The sequence below is a fragment of the Shewanella cutis genome (assembly GCF_022410515.1).
Taxonomy (GTDB): Bacteria; Pseudomonadota; Gammaproteobacteria; order Enterobacterales; family Shewanellaceae; genus Shewanella; species Shewanella cutis.
The window spans coordinates 138,346-161,271 of the sequence record NZ_JACSDI010000001.1; the positions used below are offsets into that span (position 1 = coordinate 138,346).

General features: G+C 46.6%; 19 protein-coding genes. 16 read left to right on the forward strand and 3 right to left on the reverse strand.

Translation table 11 applies throughout. The annotated features are described in order from the left end of the window. Positions 1–73 precede the first annotated feature (73 nt). From H9J30_RS00765 to H9J30_RS00840, 16 genes are all read left to right on the forward strand, one after another. Complete coding sequence (locus H9J30_RS00765; RefSeq protein WP_240129273.1) at positions 74–1,057, forward strand: DUF58 domain-containing protein; 984 nt, start codon at positions 74–76, stop codon at positions 1,055–1,057. 74 nt (positions 1,058–1,131) lie between these two features. Beyond that, positions 1,132–1,719: a DUF4381 domain-containing protein gene (locus H9J30_RS00770; protein WP_240129274.1), complete on the forward strand. Its 588-nt coding sequence runs from the start codon at positions 1,132–1,134 to the stop codon at positions 1,717–1,719. Beyond that, complete coding sequence (locus H9J30_RS00775) at positions 1,713–2,729, forward strand: vWA domain-containing protein (RefSeq protein WP_240129275.1); 1,017 nt, start codon at positions 1,713–1,715, stop codon at positions 2,727–2,729. Before H9J30_RS00770 ends, H9J30_RS00775 begins: the two co-directional genes overlap by 7 nt. Continuing rightward, positions 2,729–4,750 carry a VWA domain-containing protein gene (locus H9J30_RS00780; RefSeq protein ID WP_240129276.1) on the forward strand — a complete coding sequence of 674 codons (2,022 nt, stop codon included), beginning with the start codon at positions 2,729–2,731 and terminating at the stop codon, positions 4,748–4,750. The genes H9J30_RS00775 and H9J30_RS00780 overlap by 1 nt, the downstream gene beginning before the upstream one ends. Continuing rightward, positions 4,744–6,411 (forward strand): BatD family protein, encoded by a 1,668-nt coding sequence (locus tag H9J30_RS00785; RefSeq protein WP_240129277.1) that lies wholly within the window; start codon positions 4,744–4,746, stop codon positions 6,409–6,411. The genes H9J30_RS00780 and H9J30_RS00785 overlap by 7 nt, the downstream gene beginning before the upstream one ends. Positions 6,412–6,477: 66 nt before the next feature. After that, on the forward strand, positions 6,478–7,041 hold the full coding sequence (locus H9J30_RS00790; protein WP_240129278.1) for a sigma-70 family RNA polymerase sigma factor: 564 nt from the start codon (positions 6,478–6,480) through the stop codon (positions 7,039–7,041). Beyond that, on the forward strand, positions 7,034–7,738 hold the full coding sequence (locus H9J30_RS00795) for a DUF3379 domain-containing protein (protein ID WP_240129279.1): 705 nt from the start codon (positions 7,034–7,036) through the stop codon (positions 7,736–7,738). The genes H9J30_RS00790 and H9J30_RS00795 overlap by 8 nt, the downstream gene beginning before the upstream one ends. A 158-nt stretch (positions 7,739–7,896) precedes the next feature. Further along, positions 7,897–9,348, forward strand: a complete 1,452-nt coding sequence (gene putP / locus H9J30_RS00800; protein ID WP_240129280.1) for a sodium/proline symporter PutP — start codon at positions 7,897–7,899, stop codon at positions 9,346–9,348. A 340-nt stretch (positions 9,349–9,688) separates the two neighbouring features. Next, positions 9,689–11,005, forward strand: coding sequence for an OmpP1/FadL family transporter (locus tag H9J30_RS00805; protein ID WP_240129281.1), 1,317 nt, complete (start codon positions 9,689–9,691; stop codon positions 11,003–11,005). A gap of 105 nt (positions 11,006–11,110) precedes the next feature. Next, positions 11,111–11,497, forward strand: coding sequence for a VOC family protein (locus H9J30_RS00810; protein WP_240129282.1), 387 nt, complete (start codon positions 11,111–11,113; stop codon positions 11,495–11,497). A gap of 157 nt (positions 11,498–11,654) precedes the next feature. Next, positions 11,655–12,371: an SIMPL domain-containing protein gene (locus H9J30_RS00815; RefSeq protein WP_240129283.1), complete on the forward strand. Its 717-nt coding sequence runs from the start codon at positions 11,655–11,657 to the stop codon at positions 12,369–12,371. 188 nt (positions 12,372–12,559) lie between these two features. Continuing rightward, positions 12,560–13,573 (forward strand): efflux RND transporter periplasmic adaptor subunit, encoded by a 1,014-nt coding sequence (locus H9J30_RS00820; RefSeq protein WP_240129284.1) that lies wholly within the window; start codon positions 12,560–12,562, stop codon positions 13,571–13,573. A gap of 36 nt (positions 13,574–13,609) precedes the next feature. After that, positions 13,610–16,858 (forward strand): efflux RND transporter permease subunit, encoded by a 3,249-nt coding sequence (locus H9J30_RS00825; RefSeq protein WP_240129285.1) that lies wholly within the window; start codon positions 13,610–13,612, stop codon positions 16,856–16,858. A 41-nt stretch (positions 16,859–16,899) separates the two neighbouring features. After that, positions 16,900–17,112: a YgaP family membrane protein gene (locus H9J30_RS00830; protein WP_240129286.1), complete on the forward strand. Its 213-nt coding sequence runs from the start codon at positions 16,900–16,902 to the stop codon at positions 17,110–17,112. Between the two features lie 25 nt (positions 17,113–17,137). Beyond that, on the forward strand, positions 17,138–17,536 hold the full coding sequence (locus H9J30_RS00835; RefSeq protein WP_240129287.1) for a rhodanese-like domain-containing protein: 399 nt from the start codon (positions 17,138–17,140) through the stop codon (positions 17,534–17,536). A gap of 576 nt (positions 17,537–18,112) precedes the next feature. Beyond that, positions 18,113–20,545, forward strand: a complete 2,433-nt coding sequence (locus tag H9J30_RS00840) for a S8 family serine peptidase (protein WP_240129288.1) — start codon at positions 18,113–18,115, stop codon at positions 20,543–20,545. A gap of 44 nt (positions 20,546–20,589) precedes the next feature. On the opposite strand, the gene H9J30_RS00845 is transcribed toward H9J30_RS00840, so the two are convergent. The 3 genes from H9J30_RS00845 to H9J30_RS00855 form a co-directional block, all read right to left on the reverse strand. Continuing rightward, on the reverse strand, positions 20,590–21,135 hold the full coding sequence (locus H9J30_RS00845; protein ID WP_240129289.1) for a YaeQ family protein: 546 nt from the start codon (positions 21,133–21,135) through the stop codon (positions 20,590–20,592). A gap of 85 nt (positions 21,136–21,220) precedes the next feature. Then, positions 21,221–22,132: a precorrin-2 dehydrogenase/sirohydrochlorin ferrochelatase family protein gene (locus H9J30_RS00850; protein ID WP_240129290.1), complete on the reverse strand. Its 912-nt coding sequence runs from the start codon at positions 22,130–22,132 to the stop codon at positions 21,221–21,223. 335 nt (positions 22,133–22,467) lie between these two features. Then, entirely contained in the window at positions 22,468–22,785 is a 318-nt protein-coding gene (locus H9J30_RS00855; protein ID WP_240129291.1) for a putative signal transducing protein, read from the reverse strand. Between the last annotated feature and the right edge of the window lie 141 nt (positions 22,786–22,926).

A 22,926-nucleotide genomic window follows, 5' to 3' on the forward strand; every position in this document is an offset into this window, starting at 1 on the left:
AGTATTCAGGTGGCGAACAAACTAACGTTCAATAAATGGCGTTAAATAAATAGCTTTAAATGAGTGACTTTGAATGAATGACAGTGCGCTAAACGCGTCCCAAAACAATGATGTTGCACAACATGGCTTACCTCTTAATGGTTTGCCCTTGTTTGCCGATGGGTTGCATTTAACCGAGAAGGAACTGCTCGCCTGCCAGACCATAGCTCGGGCTATCCCAGAGCGTCACAGCCGGGCACGCGCCAATCTGGCGGGTCATCGTAGCAGTCTAATCAAGGGCCGCGGCATGGAGTTTGCCGAAGTGCGCCATTACCAGCAAGGTGACGATGTCCGCACAATTGATTGGCGTGTTACCGCACGTACAGGGCAAACCCACACCAAACTCTTTATCGAAGAGCGCGAGCGCCCTATTCTGCTGCTGCTCGATTTAAGCCAGAGTCTGTATTTTGGCTCGAGTTTGCTGTTACAGTCAGTTCAAGCTGGGCATCTCGCCACCACGCTTGGTTGGAATGCAATCAATCACGGCGATAGGCTCGGAGCCTTAATCGCCTGTGAGTCGGAGCATCTTGAATTAAAGCCCCGCAGTCGAAGGCAAGGTATTTTGCAGCTGATCTCAGGGCTATGCCGAGTGCACGAGCAGCAACTCAATCAACTTGGCAGTCATCCGCGCGATCCAGACCATATATTGCGTGCCTGCCAGCGTTTGCAACGTATCGCTAAACCCGGCTCATTGATTTGGATTATCACCGATGGCAGCCATTTTACACCGCAATGTATTGCGCCGCTGACAGAACTCAAGCGCCATTGCGATATTGGTGCGTATTTGATAACTGACCCTTTAAGGCAAGGTAGCCTGAACTTACCTAAACAGTTCAGTTTACCTGTCCGAGATGCAGAGCAAGACTTAGTGTTAACTCACCACAGCTATCAGGCATGGCTCGCGCTGCAACACCAGCAGCAAAATGACTTTATCGCCATGATGCAAAAGCTAAGAGTACACACCCAATTTATCGATGCTGGCCGCTCCCTTGCAGAGCAATTAGCATTACTGCAATAGCCACTGGCTAAAAGACGATTCAATAGACTATTGAACATAAAAAATGCAACAGAAAGAATAAGTGAGTCCAAAGCGTGAACCCACAAACTTTACCGCCAGCCTCGGATAAGGCTGTAACGCCAAATCCCGCGTTGGCGGATTTACAGGATATTATTCTGCCAGACCCCATAGGCGCTTGGCCATGGGCAATTGGCTATTGGTTGGTACTTGCTATCCTGCTGGTGCTTATTATCGGCGCAATTCTTTGGCTTAAAAAACGTGCCGCCTACCTCGCGCCTAAAAAAGCGGCGCAGGCTTTATTGGTAAACTTAGACCTACATTCCAGCCATTATCCTTCCGAGGTCAATCAGCTATTAAAGCGTACCGCGCTGAGTTACCTGCCAAGGGAAGTGATCGCAAAACTTGATGGTGATGCCTGGGCAAGTTGGCTCGACACCCATTTACCCAAACAATATCGTGGTCGCATTGGCCCCTTATTGGATAAACGCCACCAAGCTAAGCCGCTTAGCGCCGATGAAGCCCGCGAGTTACACAACCTTGCCCAAAGCTGGTTTGCCTCAAAAGCCAAATTTAGCTCACCGCGGGTTAATTCAGGCCAAACATCCTTTGCGAGCGCACCATTATCCCAAGCGAGCACCAAGACTGCGGAGGAACAATGTTAACTGTCGCATGGCCATTGGTATTGATTTTACTGCCTTTACCTTTGCTTTTCTGGCGGCGCCAAACGCTGCACGCCGAAGGTGGGCGCCTGCAATTACCGGGCATTAGCCAAACGGGCAATGCCAACTTAACCAGCCAAAACCGTCAACCCCGTAAGCGCTATTGGTTAATGTGGTGCTTGTTAGTGCTTGCTATCGCCCGTCCACAGTGGCTTGGCGATCCAATTGAGCTCCCCAGCCAAGGGCGCGATCTCATGCTGGCGGTGGATTTATCCGGCAGTATGCAAATTGAAGATATGGTGATCGACGGCAAAGTGGTCGACCGCTTTACCCTCATCCAACACGTGGTCAGTGAGTTTATTGAACGCCGTAAAGGTGACCGCATCGGTTTGATTTTATTTGCCGATCACGCCTATTTACAAGCACCGCTCACCCAAGATAGACGTTCCGTGGCCCAGTTTTTAAAGGAGGCACAGATTGGCCTTGTAGGTAAACAAACGGCGATCGGCGAATCGATTGCACTGGCGGTAAAACGCTTCGATAAAATGGATGAGAGTAACAGGGTTTTAGTCCTATTGACCGATGGTTCAAATAACGCCGGTAATATCGAGCCACAGCAAGCGGCCCAAATCGCAGCAAACCGCAAAGTAACCATTTATACCGTAGGTGTCGGCGCCGATGTGATGGAAAGACGCACCCTCTTTGGTCGTGAACGGGTGAATCCGTCAATGGATCTGGATGAAAACCAACTACAGCAGATTGCCGATGCCACCCACGGCCGCTATTTCCGCGCCCGTAATAGTGAGGAACTAGAACAGATTTATCAAGAAATCGATAAACTTGAACCCGTTAGCCGCGATCAACTCAGTTATCGCCCTCAAGCAGAGCTATTTTACTGGCCGCTCGCGTTGGCACTGCTCACCAGTCTCTGGATTGCACTAGCGCAGTTACCGTTTTTTACTCGCGCTAAAACCCTTGTTTTATCAGCCACACCGCGGGGGAATGTCCGTTAATGAGCCTGCATTTTATTCGTCCAGAATGGTTACTCGCCCTACTGCCATTGGCGCTTATTTTATGGATGCTTTGGCGCCAGCATGCAACTAACAGTGCGTGGAATCGTTATATTGCGCCACATTTAGCAAAAATATTGGTCACAGAAGGTTCGCAAAAGTCCCGCAGGCCGCTGCATATCTTGGCCTTTTCTTGGTTTATCGCCACCTTAGCGTTAGCGGGACCGGCCCTCAATAAGCAATCTTTGCCCGTTTTCGCCGCAGAGCAAGGCCGAGTGTTGGTGATGGATATGTCCGTCTCCATGTTTGCCACCGATTTGGCACCGAACCGTTTAACCCAAGCCAAATTTAGGGCGACAGATTTGCTGCGCAACTTAAAAGAAGGGGAAACTGGACTTATCGCCTTCGCGGGCGATGCCTTTACGATCAGCCCCTTAACCCGAGATACTGGCACCCTACTCAATTTATTGCCGACCTTAAGCCCTGAGATTATGCCCGTGCTAGGGTCAAACTTAGCCGCCGCATTAACCCAAGCCAAAAACCTGCTGGCACAGGGCGGACATCTTCGCGGCGATATTATCGTAATGACCGATGGCATCACCCCAAAACAGTTTGATGAAGCCAATTCAGTATTGACGGGCAGCCAATATCGCCTCGCGATTATGGGATTTGGTAGCCCACAAGGCGCGCCAATTCGCTTACCCGATGGCCAATTGCAAAGGGATAGCAGCAATGAGGTCGTGGTCGCCAAAACTGACTTTGGCTTGCTGCAAAAATTAGCCGATAACCATAATGGCATTATGATCCCCAATCGCGCCGATGGTGAGGATCTTGTGCAACTTCAACATTGGTTAAGCGATAGTGGCGATGCTAAAGCCACAGATCTCGATGGCGAAACCTGGCAAGATCTCGGCCCATATATCGCCCTGTTGTTACTTGCCCCAGCCCTATTGAGCTTTAGGCAAGGTATGCTCGCCAGTTGGATGCTAATGGGATTTGCTAGTCTACTACTTGGCGCACTGCCACAAAAAGCCCATGCTAATGTTTGGGACTCACTCTGGCACACCCAAGAGCAGCAAGCGATGCAGGCCTATCAAGCCGAGGATTATGCAAGTGCTGCGCAAAAGTTTGAAACGCCCCAATGGCAAGGCGCTGCGCACTACAAAGCCGGCGATTTCGAACAAGCGCTAAAAGCCTTTGAGCAAGATAACTCCGCCAACGGGCTTTACAACCAAGGCAACGCGCTGATGCAAATGGGCAAACCCGAAAAAGCTAAAGAACGCTATCAGACGGCGCTCGATAAGCAGCCCGATTTCCCCCAGGCAAAGGCCAACCTTGAGTTAGCGGAAAAACTGCTAGAGCAACAACAATCCCAGCAAAATGCTGATAATCAAGATAAGCAGTCTCAGGGCGGTCAAAACCAACAGGGGCAAAACCAAAACGATCAGCAGCAGGGGCAAAACCAGCAGCAAGATCAGCAAAAAGAGCAGCAATCCTCGCAAAATGACCAAGCTCAAGATCCGTCTAAAGATGAGCAGCCCCAAGAGCAGCAGCCAGACCAAGCGGACGAAAACCTGTCGCAGGATAAACAGCAAGATGCTGATAACGCACAACCAGATCAGCAAGAAGCTAAAAATGAACAACAGCAGGCACAGCAAGAAGCCAATCAGCAAAATGGCGCCGATAACAATGCTGAAGATAATGCGCAAGAGCAAGCCAGCAACGAAGCCAAAATGCAGGCAAAGGTCGAAGATGATAAGTCAAAAGCTGAACAAGAACAGCAACAAGCCGTAGCGCAACATGTGGATAAAGAGAAACAGTCACCGACAGAGAAAGATCCGCAAACTGCCGTTGAATCTCTCGAACCACCGCCCAGCAACAGCGACCCGTTACCCGCTGACATGCAACGGGCACTGCGCGGCGTGAGTGAAGACCCACAAGTATTGCTGCGTAACAAGATGCAACTCGAATATCAAAAACGCCGTCAAAATGGCCAAATATCAAGGGATAACGAACAGTGGTGATCAGACAATTTTTTATCCTCCTCATTCTTTGCATCGCGGTCATTGAGCCCGCCTTTGCCTTGAGTAAACTCGAGGCCTCGGTCGATCGCAATCCTGTCATGGAGGGAGAGTACTTTGTGCTCAATATCAGTGCCGACGATGAAGTCGATACTGGCAAACTCGATACCTCGATCCTACTTAAGGATTTTATCGTAGGCCGTACCAGCGTCAGTCGCAGCACCCAGATCATTAACTTTGACGCAGTCAAAGAAACCCGCTGGCAAGTGCTGCTTGCCCCCAAGCAAAAGGGCCAACTGACTATTCCGTCCTTCAGTATCGATGGTGTGAGCTCCAGCGAAATCCCGCTTAAGGTGGTCGAGGCTGGCGCGCAACCTGAGCAAGCAAAAAATCTGTTTATCGATGCCAAGGTATCGAGCGATGAGGCCTATGTCGGCCAGCTTATCACCTATAAAGTAAAGCTCTACCTCGCCGTAGAACTGCAACGGGGCGTGCTTAATGCTCCCGTTATCGAAGGCGCGCAGATTAAGCAAATTGGCGAAGATAAAGACGGCTCTGAGATTATCGATGGCCGCCGTTACCGCGTCATTGAGCGCACCTATGGCATCATTCCCGATTTACCCGGCCAAGTGAATATCAAAGGCGCCACTTTTTCTGGCGATGTATTAGTGGAATCCCAACGCCGTGGTGGCATGTTTGGTTTTAATGAGAGCCGCCCAATGCAAGCAGGCGCGCCCTCCTTAAGCATTCAAGTTGAACCTGCGCCAAGCAGCTTCCAAGGCCAATGGCTTGTAGCGGATTTAGTGGTACTAAAAGAAAGTTTTCCTGATGATGTAAAAGAATTTACTGTCGGTAGCCCTATTACCCGTACTATCACAGTATTAGCATCCAATGCCGATGAAAATAGTCTGCCGGATATTTCGCAAAATCTACCCGCTGAGCTTAAATCCTATCCCGAAAAACCTCAGCGCCATAGCTTTGTGCGCGATGCCCAGATTGTGTCCCAATACAGCATTACCGCAGCGATTGTGCCCAGTAAAGCAGGCACTTTTACCTTACCCGAGGTAAAACTCCCTTGGTGGAATCCACATCTCAAACGCCAAGAAATCGCGACCCTGCCCGCGCGCACGATTAACGTTAAAGGTGGCGCTGAAGTTGATGCACCAACGCAAGTCGCATCGCAAAGTAGTACAGTGAGCAGCAACCAAAACAGTTGGAATGCTAATCTCTTTGCCCTGCTTTGGCTTGTGACGCTGGTCGCATGGGGAGTAACCTTTATTGCTTGGCGCCGCGCAGTGAAGCGCCAAGTACAGACTATGGCGCCACTACCGACCCAACCTCAATTGCTTAGCAATGGACTGAAAGCATTAGAGCAAGCCTGTGCCGAAGGCAATACCAGTAAGATATTAAAGCAGTTACAGCGATATATGAGTGAACAGGACGCTCGTCCAATGACCTTAGATAAAATTGCAGCTAAGTCTGATGAATTAGCAGAGGCGATCCGCCAATTGCAAACATTAGCCTACGGTGGAAAATCAAATGCTAGCACGGAACCACAGCAAGCTACGGCCGTTAAAGCCCTGTTAATCGCAGTTAAGAACCTTAATATCAATGCGATGGCGCATCAACCATCCCCATTACGTCCGCTTAACCCTAGTGAGTAGGTAGTTCAAGCGTGCGAGCAAGGAGTAATAATTTGAATTATAAAATAAAAAGAAAAAATCAAAAAAATGTTTGCTAACTGGCGAAAGAAATCCGTTGAGCCTGCGGTCTCTTCTGACATGCTGAGTAAACAACGACGATACAACAGCCTAGTCAAGGCGCTGCACGCCGACATTTTCCGCTATGCCTTTTGGTTGTGCGGCGAAAAACAGGTGGCAGAAGACATCACCCAAGAAACCTTCTTGCGGGCGTGGCGTGCTTTAGATTCCCTGCAGGATGATAAAGCGGCGAAGGCTTGGCTTATCACAATTTTAAGACGTGAAAATGCCCGTCGATTCGAGCGCAAACAATTTGATTATGCCGATGTCGAGCAAGAGAGCTTAGAAGATCACCTAGCCTCGAGTACTGAAGAACAAACTGAGCAGTATTTGCTGAGAAGGCAAATTGCCAAGCTAGATATCGAATATCGGGAGCCATTACTACTGCAGTTAATTGGTGGGTTTAGTGGTGATGAAATCGCCGAGCTGTTGGAGCTAAATCGTAATACTGTAATGACACGATTATTTCGGGCGAGGAACCAATTGAAAGAACTACTTGAGAAAACAGCGGTAAGGGGTCAATCCAATGGATGAGCTTAAATTTAGACGTCAAGCTTATGAAGATCCTCGTAATCAAGACCCAGAGTTTCTTGAGCAAATGCAGGCTACACCTGAGCATCAAGCCTTAGTGTCCGAGCTAAAACGCTTAGACACTAAACTCAGCCAAGCCTTAAAAATAGAAGTGCCGGAAGACTTGGCTGATAAACTGATCCTGCGCCAACAACTGCAACAACACCATAAACAGCGCCGTCAAACAGGCTTTTTAGTGGCAATGGCCGCTTCCGTCGCCTTTATCGTGGGCATCAGTTTTAGTCTGTTACGTTTAGGTCCAGTGGATTTGGCTGAGCATGCGTTAGCCCATGTTTACCATGAAGGTGTGGCATTACAGGTTGATCAGAATGTTAATTTCAGCCAAGTGAATGCGCAGCTCGCCGCGATGAAAAACCTCGAACACGCAAAATTTATCGAGCAGCCCGGCAAGGTTTACTACACCTCTTACTGTGATTTTCAAGGTGTTAAGAGTCTGCATTTAGTGTTGCAAGCTGAAAAAGGCAAAGTCACTCTGTTTATTGTGCCTATCGAAAAACGCATGGTACTCGATAATACCTTTGCCGATGGCAAATATAAAGGAATGGGTTTTGAGACCCGCGATGCCTATATTTTGCTTATCGGAGAGGATCAAGCGGACCTTAGCTTTGTAAAAGACGAAATCAAGAATACCTTTATTTAACTCTCTAATATTCAATTCTTTCTTAAATCTGCCTCCGATATTTTCTCATGTTCGGAGGTCGGATTTCGATCACATATCCATCTACTAATGGGTTCTTGCTCAAACATCTGGTAGCATGCTTGCCACTTTTAATAATAACAAGATGGGATAAAAACAATATGACGATTGAAACTCCGATTTTAATCACATTTGTTGGCTATTTAGTATTGATGATGGGCATAGGGTTTTGGGCTTACCGTGCCACCGATACTGTGGATGATTATATTTTGGGTGGCCGTAAGATGGGCCCCGCTGTCACCGCTCTGAGCGTAGGCGCTTCCGATATGTCAGGCTGGTTACTGCTAGGCTTACCCGGCGCCATATATTTGGGCGGTTTAGGGGAAGCTTGGATTGGTATTGGCTTAGTGATAGGTGCATGGCTGAATTGGTTATTTGTCGCAAAACGCTTGCGCATTTATACCCAATTAGCAGATAACGCTCTCACTCTACCCGACTTTTTCGAGAAACGTTTTCACGATAAACAGGGCTATCTCAAGCTGGTTTCAGCGGTCACTATTTTGGTGTTTTTTACCTTTTATGCATCTTCTGGCATGGTGGGTGGTGCCATACTGTTCGAAAAGGTCTTTGGCTTAGATTACAACGTCGCCTTGGTGATAGGCTCAGCCATTATTGTCGGTTATACCTTTATTGGCGGTTTTTTTGCCGTGAGCTGGACCGACTTCTTCCAAGGCAGTTTGATGTTAATTGCCCTGCTGATCATCCCGTTTGCGGTATTCTCCCACCCAGAAAGTCATGCTGGAATTGGATCTATCGATCCTGCAATGCTGGCATTAATCAGCGATAAAACCACAACGATTGGGTTGTTATCACTCTTAGCCTGGGGACTGGGTTATTTTGGTCAACCGCATATTTTATCGCGCTTTATGGCTATCGGCACTGTAGATGCCTTGCCCACATCACGCCGTATTGCAATGAGCTGGATGATTTTATCCCTGCTTGGCGCTTTAGCAACAGGCTTGGCGGGTTCTGTGTATTTTGCCAATGAACCACTAGCCAATGCAGAAACTGTCTTTATTCACTTAGCACAGGCGGCATTTAATCCTTGGATTGGAGGCTTACTGATTGCTGCGATTTTATCAGCCATTATGAGCACCATTGATTCACAGTTATTAGTATGCTCGAGCGTGATCACCGAAGACTTTTACCGCAAATGGTTACGCCCAAAAGCAGACGACCGTGAACTCATGATGGTTGGCCGTATGGGAGTGCTTGCTATTGCCGTAATAGCCGGGATTATCGCTCTGAATCCAGAAAGCAGTGTATTAAACCTAGTGAGTTATGCATGGGCAGGATTTGGCGCCGCTTTCGGGCCAGTCGTACTTCTGTCGCTGTTTTGGAAGCAATATAGCCGCAATGGTGCTATCGCAAGCATTATTGTTGGTGCCTTAACCGTGGTGTTTTGGAAGCATCTCTCCGGCGGTATTTTTGAGTTGTACGAAATATTACCCGGATTTGTGTTTGCCGTTATCGCTGGTGTAATTGTGAGTAAATACTCTCAACCCGACGAAGACATCACAGCTGAATTTGAGCAATTTAAGTCCGCGTTGTAACAGCCCAAAACCCCCTTCCTATTGTAAAAGGCGTACAGGTGTACGCTTTTTACAATTTGTATAATTTAATTAACCCTCGCGTCATCACAAAGTATTAACCTTAATTAAAACCCTGCCTTTAAATAAAAGCCAAAGATACCAAGCATCTGGCCAGACCATTCACTCATGCTAAAGTACAGCAATGTTTTAATTAACTGAATATTAACAATTTTAAAATCTGGTCGGACTTGTTGAGGTTACACACAATCCCTAACATGCCGCAGACTATAAAAGGATTTGCGCGTTGTTCTGGTAACTAGGACCGAACAAAATCCAATATCAAAATAATGAGAGAATAATAATGAAATCATTCAACAAGACGCTGCTTGCTGTTGCCGTCGCACTGGCTAGCTCACAAACTTTCGCTTCAGGTTTCCAATTAAATAGCCAATCAGCTACAGGTATGGGCCGTGCTTTTGCAGGGGATGCGGTTATTGCCGATAACGCCACTGTTTTGTCACGTAACCCTGCTGCGATGGCATTATTCGATAAAGATGCGATTTCTTTCGGCTTAACCTATGCCGATATTACCGTTGATGTGAAAGACGTTAACTTTGCAAGCGGTGCCGTTGACTTAGGCAGCATCGACGATGCGGGTAGCTCTAAAGTTATCCCTAATATTTTTTATATTCACCCAATCGACGATAAATTCGCCGTGGGTTTTGCCGCATTCTCTAACTTCGGTACTGGTACCGATGCCAGCTCACTGTCAAAGAATTTACCAGCAGGCTCACCAGCGCCTTATGATCTGCTTGGCGAAACAGAAGTGACAACCGTTAACTTTAACGCCAGCGTGTCTTACCGCATCAACGATATATTCAGCATCGGTGCAGGTGTTGATGCCATCTACGGTGAAGGTCGTTTAACCCGTAACGCGGGCGCAACACCTCTCGTTGATGTGGATGCTGACGGTTGGGCTTTCGGTGGTATCGTGGGTGCCACAGTTGAGTTAGATAAAGATAACCGCTTCGGTATCAGCTACCGTTTCAGCCCAACAGTGAATGTTGAAGGGGATATCAATACCATCAGCACTAAAGACTTATCTGCTGCTGGCTTGGGTTCAAAAACAGCCCTAGCGACAAACTTTGACAGCTTAGATGTTCCACTTGCAGATATTTTCCAAGTTGCGGGCTTCCATCAAATCACACCTAAGTTTGCACTGCACTATACTGCGCAATACACCCAGTGGAGCAAATTCGAGCAAATCACGGCTAAAGATGGCGTAGCGACGATTATCCCAGGTCAAGCGGGTGCGGGGATCACGCTTCCAGCAGGTGATATCGCCCTTAAAGAATACCAATGGAAAGATTCATGGTTATTCAGCCTAGGTGGCACTTACACCATTAACGAACAATTTACTGTTCGCGCAGGTTATATGCATGACCAAGGCGTTGTGGACGAAATTAGCTCAATTTCATTCCCTGACTCAGACCGCAACTGGTACACAGCAGGTATGAGCTATCATATCAACCCACAAAACACCCTTGACTTTGGTATCGCCTTTATCAAAGGTGAAGAAGTTCACTTGATCGAAAACAGTGCCATTACAGGTCCTGTAAACGCGATAACTGAATCAAGCGGTATGTACTACTCTGTACAGTACAGCTACCAGTTCTAAGCGACACGCTTAAGACACAAAAAAGCCGCATTTTTTGCGGCTTTTTTGTGTCTTAAGCATTTATTGCCTAAAGTTAATTCATCTTTCACTCACACTATGACTCTTATGGCAAAAGTCATTGGACTTGGTGGTATTTTTTTCAAAAGTACTGATCCTGTTGCCTTAGCAACTTGGTACAAAACTCACCTTGAGATCCCCATCGAAAACTGGGGTGGCGCGGCGTTTTATCACCGCGATAAATCCACTCCCGGTTACCATATATGGACGCCGTTTGACCACAACACAACCTATTTTGCCCCGACGGATAAAAGCTTTATGGTTAACTTTATCGTGGACGACCTTGCGCAGGCCTTGCTTCAAGTTACCCAGGGTGGTGGTAAGCAAATCGGCGATATTGAAGACTCTGAATTTGGCCGTTTTGGCTGGTTTGTCGACCCCGATGGTAATAAAGTCGAATTATGGCAACCAAGCACAACTCCGCCCGCCAACTAAGTGGTTAAATAGAAGTTACTTTTGCAACAACACGACACGGATCCTGAATGGCACCTGAGCATATAGTATAAAGTTGAATGTGTTACGCATTCATCTATGCACAAAGCCATCTAATTGAAGTAAGGTAGCTTAAGGAATTCTATCAAGAGAGTCTGTTATGCAACGCAATTATCTACTTTCCGCCATCGTGCTCGGTGGTTTTTTATGTGCAGGCATGGTTTATGTTGGACAGAGCGCCAACTCAGCGTTATTGGAAATGAAGGCGCTTGAGCGCACCGTCACAGTAAAAGGCCTTGCGGAAAAAGAAGTCAAAGCCAATATCGCCATCTGGCCGATTAACTTTACCGAAGTCGACAACAACCTACCCAAGCTTTATGAAACAGTACAACTAAAAACCGACAAAGTAGTCGCTTTCCTTAAAGAGCGCGGCTTTAGCGACAGTGAAATTACTGTTTCGCTACCCTCGATTGAAGATCGGCAGGCTCAAGGTTATGTCGACCCCAATGTCAGATACCGTTATTCGGCAAAAGTGAATCTCTCTGTCTATACCTCGCAAATTGACTTAATGCTAAGTTCACGTAAGCAAATGATTAACTTGGTTAAAGAAGGCATTGCTATCGCCAGCCAGGACTATGAAAACCGCACTGAGTTTTTATTTACTCAGCTCAATGACGTCAAACCGACTATGGTGCAAGAAGCCACTCAAAATGCGCGTGAAGTGGCAGAAAAGTTCGCCAAAGACTCAGAATCCCGCCTAGGTAAAATTAAGAGTGCTAGCCAAGGCCAATTCACCATTTCAGACCGCGATAGCAGCACGCCGTATATCAAACAAATTCGCATTGTGTCGACGCTGACCTATTATTTAAACGACTAAAATTTTAACTGATTAAGATTATTACTGAAATTTTATGTTCATTGGCGATTGATGTAAGGGAAGATTCACTCGCCTTTTCCCTAAATTAGTTAAATCGATTGCATTATATTTTTCTAATAAATATTGATTGCCTATTGATACCAACTCCATTAGAATTTACTCATGAATTATTTTTGGGATGATTTGGTATGACTGCAATCTCACGTACTCTATTCACATTATTAGCATTTTCTACCTTGACTACCCAGGCTGCGTCTTTGGAAACCCTTGAAGTAATGAGCAAGCCGCACGCTAATTGGGTCACCTTGGACGCCAGTATTGAGGCGGTAAAAGCCGCGACAGTGTCGGCGCAAACCTCAGGGCGTATCGTCAAACTCAATTACGATGTTAATGATGTCGTGCCCGAAGGTGCAGCGTTACTCGAAATCACCAGTAAGGAACAAGGTGCTGAGCTAGCAAGCTATGAAGCGGATCTTGCCAAAGCGACAGCGTTAAATGTAGAGGCGCAGGCCCAATATAAACGCTATACCGAACTCTTTCCCCAAGGCGCAATCTCTAAGGGCGCAATGGATGAGGCCACCGCCAATGCCAAAGCTGCCGAGCAAGCGGTCAGTGCGGCTAAAGCGAGGGTCATTAAAGCCACTGAGTCCTTAAAATATACTGTGGTATCAGCCCCTTTCAGCGGCATAGTCACCGAGCGTTTAGTTGAATTAGGTGAAACCGTCAGTGTCGGTCAACCGCTACTGTCAGGGTTTTCACCTAGCCAAATGCGGGCGATTACTCAAGTACCACAGCGCTACATTCAGCAGTTAAAAAACGCCCCCGAATTTATCGTTCGCTTAAATGATGGCCGAGAACTCACCTCACAGGATCTGACCATTTTTAGCTTTGCCGATCCTGTCACCCACAGCTATCAAGTGCGAATAAATCTGCCCAAGGATGAAGCCAATCTGCAACCCGGAACATGGGTAAAAGCACTGTTTAAAAATGGCGAGCGGGAAAAAATCCAACTACCGACCTCTGCGTTAATCACCATGAATGAACTCAGCAGCGTGTACCTTAAAAAAGCTGACCAGTTTGTACTCACACAAGTTCGCGTCACCGAGCCTTTAGATGGTGAAGTGGAAGTGCTCGCGGGCCTAAAATCCGGTGATATTGTCGCCATGGACGCTTACCAAGTGTTGCTGAATCAAAAGCAATAAATTCCCTCGCGATATCCAGCTTGAAGAGGTTGTTGAATGAAACACGCTACTGAATCTCCGATGACACTGGGCATTTCAGGCCGAATTGCGGCCGCGTTTCAAAATAGTGCCATCACACCGCTACTGGCACTTTTGGGGCTCTTGCTTGGCTTGTTTGCTATTTTAGTCACCCCAAAAGAAGAAGAACCCCAGATTGACGTCACCTTTGCCGACGTTTTTATTCCCTTTGCTGGCGCGACACCGACAGAAGTTGAAAACTTAGTCACCCTACCCGCTGAACAAGTTATATCCGAAATCAAAGGGATAGATACGCTTTACTCTTTCTCTCAACCCGATGGCGCGATGATCATCGTGATTTTTGAAGTCGGCGTGAGCCGCAACGATGCCATTGTGAGCCTCTACAACCAGATTTATTCCAATATGGATAAACTGCCGCAGGGCGCGGGTGTGGGTGAGCCATTAATTAAACCTCGGGGCATTGATGATGTGCCCATTGTGAGCCTGACATTGTGGTCAAAGGACAAGCAGGTATCTGCTGAGCAGCTCACCCATGTCGCTCTCGGCTTGGAAACAGAGATAAAACGTATCCCAGGTACGCGCGAAATTTACACCGTTGGCCAACATGAAATGGTAGCTAACGTGCGGATCGATCCCGCTAAAATGAATAGCTTTAATCTGACCTACGACAAATTAAGACAAAGCCTGAATGATAATAACCATATCTCGATGCCAGCCTCTTTAGTGCAGAGTAATCAAGAAATTAAGGTTCAAGCTGGGCAATTTTTACAATCCATTGATGATGTTAAACAGCTCGTTGTGAGTGTTTCGCAGGATAAACAGGGTAAACCCATCCCCGTTTATTTAGCCGATATTGCTGACATCAGTTTAAAGAGTGATATTCCGTCACAAAGCGTATGGCACGCTGATAAAACCGATATTTATCCCGCTGTTACTATTGCCATTGGTAAACAACCAGGGCAAAACGCCGTCGATATTGCCGATGCAGTGCTCGCACGCATCGCTAAAGTCGATAACGTGCTTATCCCCAATAATGTTGAAGTGACAGTGTCGCGCAACTATGGCGAAACCGCGGCAGATAAATCTAATACACTTATTCTTAAGCTTATTTTTGCTACCACTGCCGTTGTCGTGCTGGTATTTTTGACCATGGGCGCCCGCGAGTCATTGGTGGTAGGCGTTGCCATTATCATCACCTTGGCGATCACTCTGTTTGCCTCTTGGGCGTGGGGATTTACCCTAAACCGCGTATCTCTGTTTGCACTGATTTTCTCTATCGGGATCTTGGTTGACGATGCCATTGTGGTGGTGGAGAACATCCATCGGCATATGGCACTGGGTAAAAAATCCTTTAGCGAACTCATTCCCGTTGCAGTTGATGAAGTAGGCGGACCGACGATTCTCGCCACCTTTACCGTGATTGCAGCACTATTACCGATGGCCTTTGTGTCAGGATTAATGGGGCCTTATATGAGCCCAATCCCCATCAATGCCAGTATGGGCATGCTGATCTCCCTCGTGGTTGCCTTTGTGGTGACGCCGTGGCTAAGCCGTAAACTGCTAAAACACCATGATGCTTCTTCGACAGATAAAAGCCACCATCAAGAAGCTGGGGCAAATGAAACCGAGAACAAAATGGTCCGTTTGTTTACGGGTCTGATTGGCCCCTTCCTGCTGGGCAAAAGTGCCCGTAAAGCCCGTATCGGACTCGCAGCAGGCGTATTTGTGCTTATCGGTATCGCTGTCGCTCTGCCGGTAGCTCAGCTCGTCGTGCTAAAAATGCTGCCATTCGATAACAAGTCAGAGTTTCAAGTGATGGTGGACATGCCAGAAGGCACTCCGGTGGAACAAACTCAACGCGTGCTTCAGGAGCTGAGTCGTTATCTTGCTACCGTGCCAGAAGTTGAGCATTTGCAACTCTATGCAGGCACCAATGCACCGATGAATTTCAATGGCCTAGTTCGTCACTATTTCCTGCGAAATAGCCAAGAGCTAGGGGATATTCAGGTCAATTTAGTCGATAAAAAGCACCGCAAACTTGATAGTCATAGCATTGCACTCTCAGTGAGAGAAGAGCTACAAGACATAGGTGCTCCATATCAAGCCAATATTAAAGTGGTAGAGGTACCACCTGGCCCTCCAGTTTGGTCACCTATCGTGACTGAAGTGTATGGCCCAAGCCCTGCTATCCGCGAGCAGGCCGCCTATGAAATGCAATCGCTGTTCCGTGAAACCAAAGATGTAGTCGATATCGATATCTTTTTACCTGCCGCGCAGCAAAAGTGGCAAGTGATGATCGACCGCTCGAAAGCTAGCCTCATGGCAGTCCCCTATAGCAATATCGTTGATTTAATTGCGACTTCGGTTGGTGGCAAGGATGTAAGTTACTTACATATAGCCCAGCAAAAGCAACCTGTTCCGATCCGCCTACAGCTGCAAGAAGGCGCTAAAATCGATTTAGAACAAGTGCTAAACATGAAGTTACAAAGCCAAACAGGGCAATCCGTGCCTGTGTCTGAGTTGGTGACCATTAAGCGTGGCAACATTGATGCACCTATTATCCATAAAAATATGGTCCCAATGATTATGGTTGTCGCCGATATGGCTGGCCCGCTGGACAGCCCACTCTATGGTATGTTCGATATGGCGAGCAAAATTGACAGTGAAGGTGGGTTAGGCTTCGATCAACATTATATCCATCAACCAACGGGGCTGGACTCAGTGGCCGTGCTGTGGGATGGTGAGTGGAAAATCACCTATGAAACCTTTAGAGACATGGGTATTGCCTATGGTGTAGGGATGATTGCGATTTACTTATTGGTGGTCGCCCAATTTAGATCCTATCTCGTGCCACTGATCATAATGGCGCCGATCCCCTTAACCGTGATTGGTGTTATGCCTGGGCATGCCCTACTCGGTGCGCAATTTACCGCAACCTCGATGATAGGCATGATAGCGTTAGCAGGGATCATCGTGCGTAACTCAATATTATTAGTGGATTTTATTAATCAGGAAACCGCTGCTGGTGTGCCCTTCGAGCGCGCAGTCATCCACTCGGGCGCAGTACGTGCTAAACCAATTATGCTTACCGCACTTGCAGCCATGATTGGTGCCCTGTTTATTCTGGATGATCCGATTTTCAATGGGCTTGCGATTAGTCTAATTTTCGGGATTTTTATCTCGACATTATTAACCTTAATCGTCATCCCAGTGCTTTACTACTCAGTAATGAAAAATAGCATAAAATTAACTAAAACAATCGATTAACCAACAACAAGCAGCCTTTGTGCTGCCGCTAGGAGCAAGGTATGTCACTCGAACGTAGCATTATGGCTTTTGCTGGATTTATGGTGTTAGTGTCTTTGGTATTAACTGCTTTTGTACATCACAACTTTATGTGGTTAACCGCCTTTGTTGGCGCTAATCTATTCCAAAGTGCTTTCACCGGCTTTTGCCCTGCCGCCATGGTATTACGTAAATTAGGCGTCAGATCGGAAGCTGAAATCGCTAGACAAGGTTAATCAACATTCGTAAAGGAGAACGTCAGTGTTCAACAAGTTACTGTTTAGCAGTAAAAAATTACTTGGAGTCGCCCTATTGAGTCTATTCTCACTCTCGATAGTACCTAGTGCGGCAAATGCGGCCGATCAAGCGCCTCACGTTGCATGGGAAAAAATTGCCTCTGGCGCGATGGTGCTCGATGTCAGAACACCAGAGGAATTTGCTGCGGGACACTTAGCTAATGCTGTCAATATTCCCTTTGAACAAGTGGCCGCAGAGTTTGCTAAACGTGGGATAGCCAAAGATACGCCCGTGGTCTTATATTGCCGCAGTGGCAGACGCAGCGGTATTGCCACCGACGCCTTAGTGGCAGCTGGTTATACCAAAACCTACAACGGTGGAGGCTATCAAACCTTAGCCGAGACCCAGCCCAAAACAGAGTAAACGATTGTTATACTGCTACCATTCTAAAAAGCGCCCTTTGGCGCTTTTTACTTATCAGCTTGTTACCCACAATTTTAACTACATCGCATTCAGCCAATAATACTGTTCACTCATCATGATGAAGCCAAAAAATTGGCAAATGATAAACCTCTGACACCGAAATTCAATAAAACCGCATAATCAATCACTTGAATAAAAGTCTACGTTTTAAACACCAAATAAAAGATAAGTGCAGATATATTTAATTCCAAAAGAGTATAAGCTTTATTTTCAACAACTAAAAAACCACCAACTCATCAGCAAGATACTTTTGGAAATAAAAATTCGCTTAACCTTATTCATCATTATCACATAAATATCAAAAAAAATGCGTTACAACTTGTTACATATGATTATTTATTCCACATTGCTGCATAAACACGTCCTAACCTTACAAGTCGCCATACCGTTAACAATTAATTTACAACACTCATAGCCAAAGATAGATTCACTAAATGAATGGCATCTATGTTGTAGTTATTCTTTAAAAGCAAAAAATAATAATGATTAACACTAAATCTAACATGGAAGAAAAATATGAGAATCGATAAAACCACAAAGATAGCGTTAAGTTTATCCAGCTTAGCGATTGCAATCTCGGCTGGTGTTAATGCGGCACCAGAAGCACTTGGTTTTGCCGCTGCAATGCAATCACAGACCTCACCATTGCCTAAACGCTATATCGTTAAATTTAAAAACGCTGATGCTGCAGTACAAATTTCTACTGAAAATGTTCAAGCAAGCGAGCAACTCCCAACCACCATGAATTACCAACCTCAGCTGGCAGAAATCAGCGCGCAGCACAGCGTGCTCAATAAAGCCAACGCCAGAGAAATGAAACGAATTGGCCGCAGTAACAGCTACTCGGTCAAACTGGATAACACCAGTCTTAAGGCATTAAAAGCACGTACTGATGTAGAGTATGTTGAAGAAGACGTGCCACGTCGCTTTTTAACTGAAACCACCCCTTGGGGACAAACCTTTGTTGGCGCGACTCAATTAAGTGATAGCCAAGCGGGAAACCGTACTATCTGTATTATTGACTCTGGCTATGATCGCGCACATCCAGATTTAAGCGGTAACAATGTCACAGGAACCAATAACGCTGGTACGGGTAACTGGTTTGAACCCGGTAATAATAACGCTCACGGCACTCACGTTGCCGGAACCATTGCAGCAATTGCGAACAATGATGGGGTGATAGGCGTGATGCCCAATCAAAATACCAATATCCATGTGATTAAAGTATTTAACGAGGCAGGTTGGGGTTATTCGTCTTCGCTAGTATCGGCAGTTGATACCTGCGTAAATAACGGCGCCAATGTGGTCACCATGAGTTTAGGCGGTTCTGGCTCAAGTACCACCGAGCGCAATGCTCTAGCAGCCCATTACAATAATGGCGTACTTCTTATTGCTGCTGCTGGTAACGATGGTAACAATACCCATAGCTATCCAGCCTCCTACGATTCTGTCATGTCAGTGGCGTCTGTCGATAGCAACAAAGACCATTCAGCTTTCTCTCAATACACTAACCAAGTTGAAATATCTGGTCCCGGAGAAGCCATCCTCTCAACCGTGACCCGCGGAGAAGGCCGTTTGGCGGATATCACTATCGGTGGTCAGTCTTATTTTAACTCAGGCGTAGTTCCGCATAATCGTTTTACGCCATCGGGCAGCAACTATACACCAAATCCTTACAATGGCACGGCAACGGCAACCTTAGCCGAGTGTACAGTCAGCGGTTCAACCTTTAATTGCGGCAACATGACCAACAAAGTGTGTTTAGTTGAGCGTGTAGGTAACCAAGGTACTGCCTACCCAGAAATTAATGCTGTTAAAGCCTGTAAAACTGCGGGAGCGAGCGCCGTTATTGTTTACAGTAACAGCGCCCTACCTGGATTACAGAATCCTTTCCTCGTTGATGCCAATAGCGAAATCAATATGGTATCCGTCTCTGTTGACCGCACAACCGGTTTAGCACTACGCAATCAATTAGGGGCGACAGTAACCGTCAGCAACCAAGGCAATAAGGACTATGAGTACTACAACGGCACCTCAATGGCGACTCCGCACGTGTCAGGTGTAGCGACATTAGTGTGGAGCTACCATCCACAATGTAGCGCGGCACAAGTACGTAATGCGCTGAAACAAACCGCAGAAGACTTAGGTACTGCTGGTCGTGATGATAAAACCGGCTACGGTTTAGTCAATGCCATGGCAGCTAAAGCCTTCTTAGATGCTTCGTGTAATGGCCCAACAGATCCTGTTGATCCCACACCAACAGATGGCGTGCTGGTGAATGGTGTGCCTAAAACAGGATTAGCTGGCGCTGCCAGTGAAGAACTGCATTTCTCCTTTGAAGTGCCACAGGGGGCGACCAACTTAGGTTTTGTCATGAACGGTGGTACAGGAGATGCGGATCTGTACGTACAGTACGGTGCAGCACCAACAACCTCAAACTACGATTGCCGTCCATACAAAGGGGGCAATAGCGAGTCTTGCCCTATCAGCAACGTCCAATCAGGTACTTATTATGTGATGGTTAAAGGTTATTCCACCTTTAGCGGCATCTCGCTAACAGCAAGCTACACAGCGCCAAACGATGGTGGTACACCACCAACGGCACCATCAAGCTATAGCAATACCGATAACTACAATATTCCAGACAACAAAACAGCAGGGATCAGCAGTCCCATTACCGTAACCCGCACGGGTAACTCAGGTACTGTTACAGCCGTAGTCAATATTGTTCATCCCTATATCGGCGATTTAAAAGTGCAACTCATTAGCCCAAGCGGCCAAATATCAACATTGCACAATAGAACAGGTGCTGGCACCGACAATATCAATAAAAGCTACACCGTTGATATGACAGGTGTTGAATCAAGCGGTGTTTGGAAGCTAAAAGCCGTTGACGCAGCCCGTGGTGACGCCGGTTATATCGATAGTTGGGAACTGAAATTCCAATAATCAGAACGGAAAAACATCAGAGCCTGCAATTGCAGGCTCTTTGCTTATTGATAATCTTTGAGTATTTCAGGCTCAATCAACACACTGTGGTCATTGTCGGATAACCAAATTTGCCCCTCACTGATGGATGCCTGTAGCGACATAGTACGATTCACTAATACTTCCATCGCAGTCACCGACTCTTCGGCAATATTCCACACTTTCAGATTCTTATAACGTTCTAATGCCGCTTGATTCTGCTTCCACCAAATGGGAACACTCCGACCACCATAGGCAAAGAGTTGCACCGCTTTGGCACGGCCACTGGCTTTTCGCAGCCATTTTTCATCCGCTTGGCCAAACTCAATCCACAGGTCTACTTCTCCAGAGAGGCTCTTGTCCCATAGCTCGGGTTCATCGTCGACGCACAGGCCCTTAGTAAAACTTAAGGTCTCGGAGGCATTGAGGATAAAAGCCAACAGGCGAACCATCATGCGGCCATCGGTTTCCGAGGGATGCTGCGCCAATGTCAGCTGATGATCTTGATAATAACCCCGGTCCATATCGGCTATCTGAAGGTTGACCTTAAACACGGTCGCTTTAAGCGCCATAGTAAGTCCTAACGTTAACGACAAAAAATTACGGCGAGTCTACCTAAGACTCGCCGCCAGCTCAAACAAAGTCGATTGAAAATACTTAAAGCGCACCAGGGCGCAAATGCTTCGCAACTGGGAAGTGTGCCTTTAGCTGATTAATTTTTTGCGTATCTGCAACAATCAGCATCCTTGTGCCCTGCTCATATTCATGGCTAATTTCACTCAGCGCGGGTAATCCGCCTCGGTTAGCATCACGGCGAACAAATTCTGACAATTCACTCGTTAAGCTCTCTTGGCTGTAAATCCAATCAAGGCGTTGCAATAAGGGCATGGCCGCCAGCGGCAATAATTCGACAGGAGTAGCCTCATCCAGTAATAAGATTTCTCCGCGGCTGACGATATGATTAAAGGCATTTTGATAATGTTCTAGCGTGCGCGCGTCAAACCTATCGCCATTAGTATCGAAAAATCGTTCCCAAAATAATCGACGGGTGGCAGTTTTGGTCAGTCTTTGTTGCACTTCGATGCGTTTATCCGCCACGAAATCAAATAAGGGTTTTAGGGATTGTGGCAGACTGGTTTCTAACCTTGCTCTAATGGTTCGGGCAAACACAGGCGCAGCCCCCGCGGTGCTAATCGCCACCACAAGGCGCCCTCTATCCACTATGGATGGGGTGATAAAACGGCAAAAAGCAGGATTATCAACGGCATTGACCCAAATTCCACGTTCTGTGGCTAAGGTTGCTAATTCACTATTGAGTTTATCGTCAGCCGTTGCGAGATAAATAAGATCGTAATTTTGAATGTCCGCCTGTACGACGGACCGTTGAGACAATAATATTCGCCCTTTATCAGCATAGGCTTGCACCTCAGTATTCACCTCTGGCGCAATAACATGGATATTCGCTTCGGTACGCGTCAACAAAGCGAGTTTACGACTCGCGACATCCCCAGCCCCAACAAGTAGGACATTGAGATTAACGGTATCAATAAATAACGGGAAATATTGCATCGCTTAGGCCTACAAAATATTGAGTAAAAACAAGCTTAAATCATTTAACAGAAGTACCAGAGTTACTCCCTGTTCTAACTTTTCTCAACATTCGGATCGACTAGCTCGAGTTATGCCGCACAATAAACCCCATAACATGAGTAAATAGATTATCTTAGGGAAAATACTTAGGCGTATATTATCGTGTTGAGAAACTGCCATTCATTGTAGATTATCATGATAATCTACAATGAATACTCAATAATATGAATATGTTAGACAATTTTTATCTAAGCGCTTTGCGCAATGAGGGAGGGAGTGGCTAGCCTAAATGTGCAAGCTAATAGATTCATAGGTTAATTATGGCTCTCGCTACGCTCGGCACTGCAATGCCAACACAATTCAAAGCTGCCCTCGTTGATCTCATGGCACTGAAGACATTGCCATTGCGGGCTAATCACATCTAAAGCGCTTAGCTGTGCTTGCGCTTTAGCCAATTGCGACTCTCGTACCCAAAGCTCCACATTGTGAAGAGCGGCTGGCAACTCACCCACGCCCCCCAATAAAGCCTCGCCACGTAATTCAACATGAATGCCACAGGCTTCTAATAATCCTTTCCATGTATGGGCCTGTAACAGGTTTCCACCAGCAATTAACGTCTTACGTTCTTCCATGCGACTTCCTACTGCATTTATCTTAAAAAATAGAGGCAACCGACATGCTACTGTGAAATAACTTTGCCTGTCGAGTGCTGTTTTTTACAACAGTTGTTAATTTATTTAACATTTACATTTGGCAGCATTAGTATCCATAAA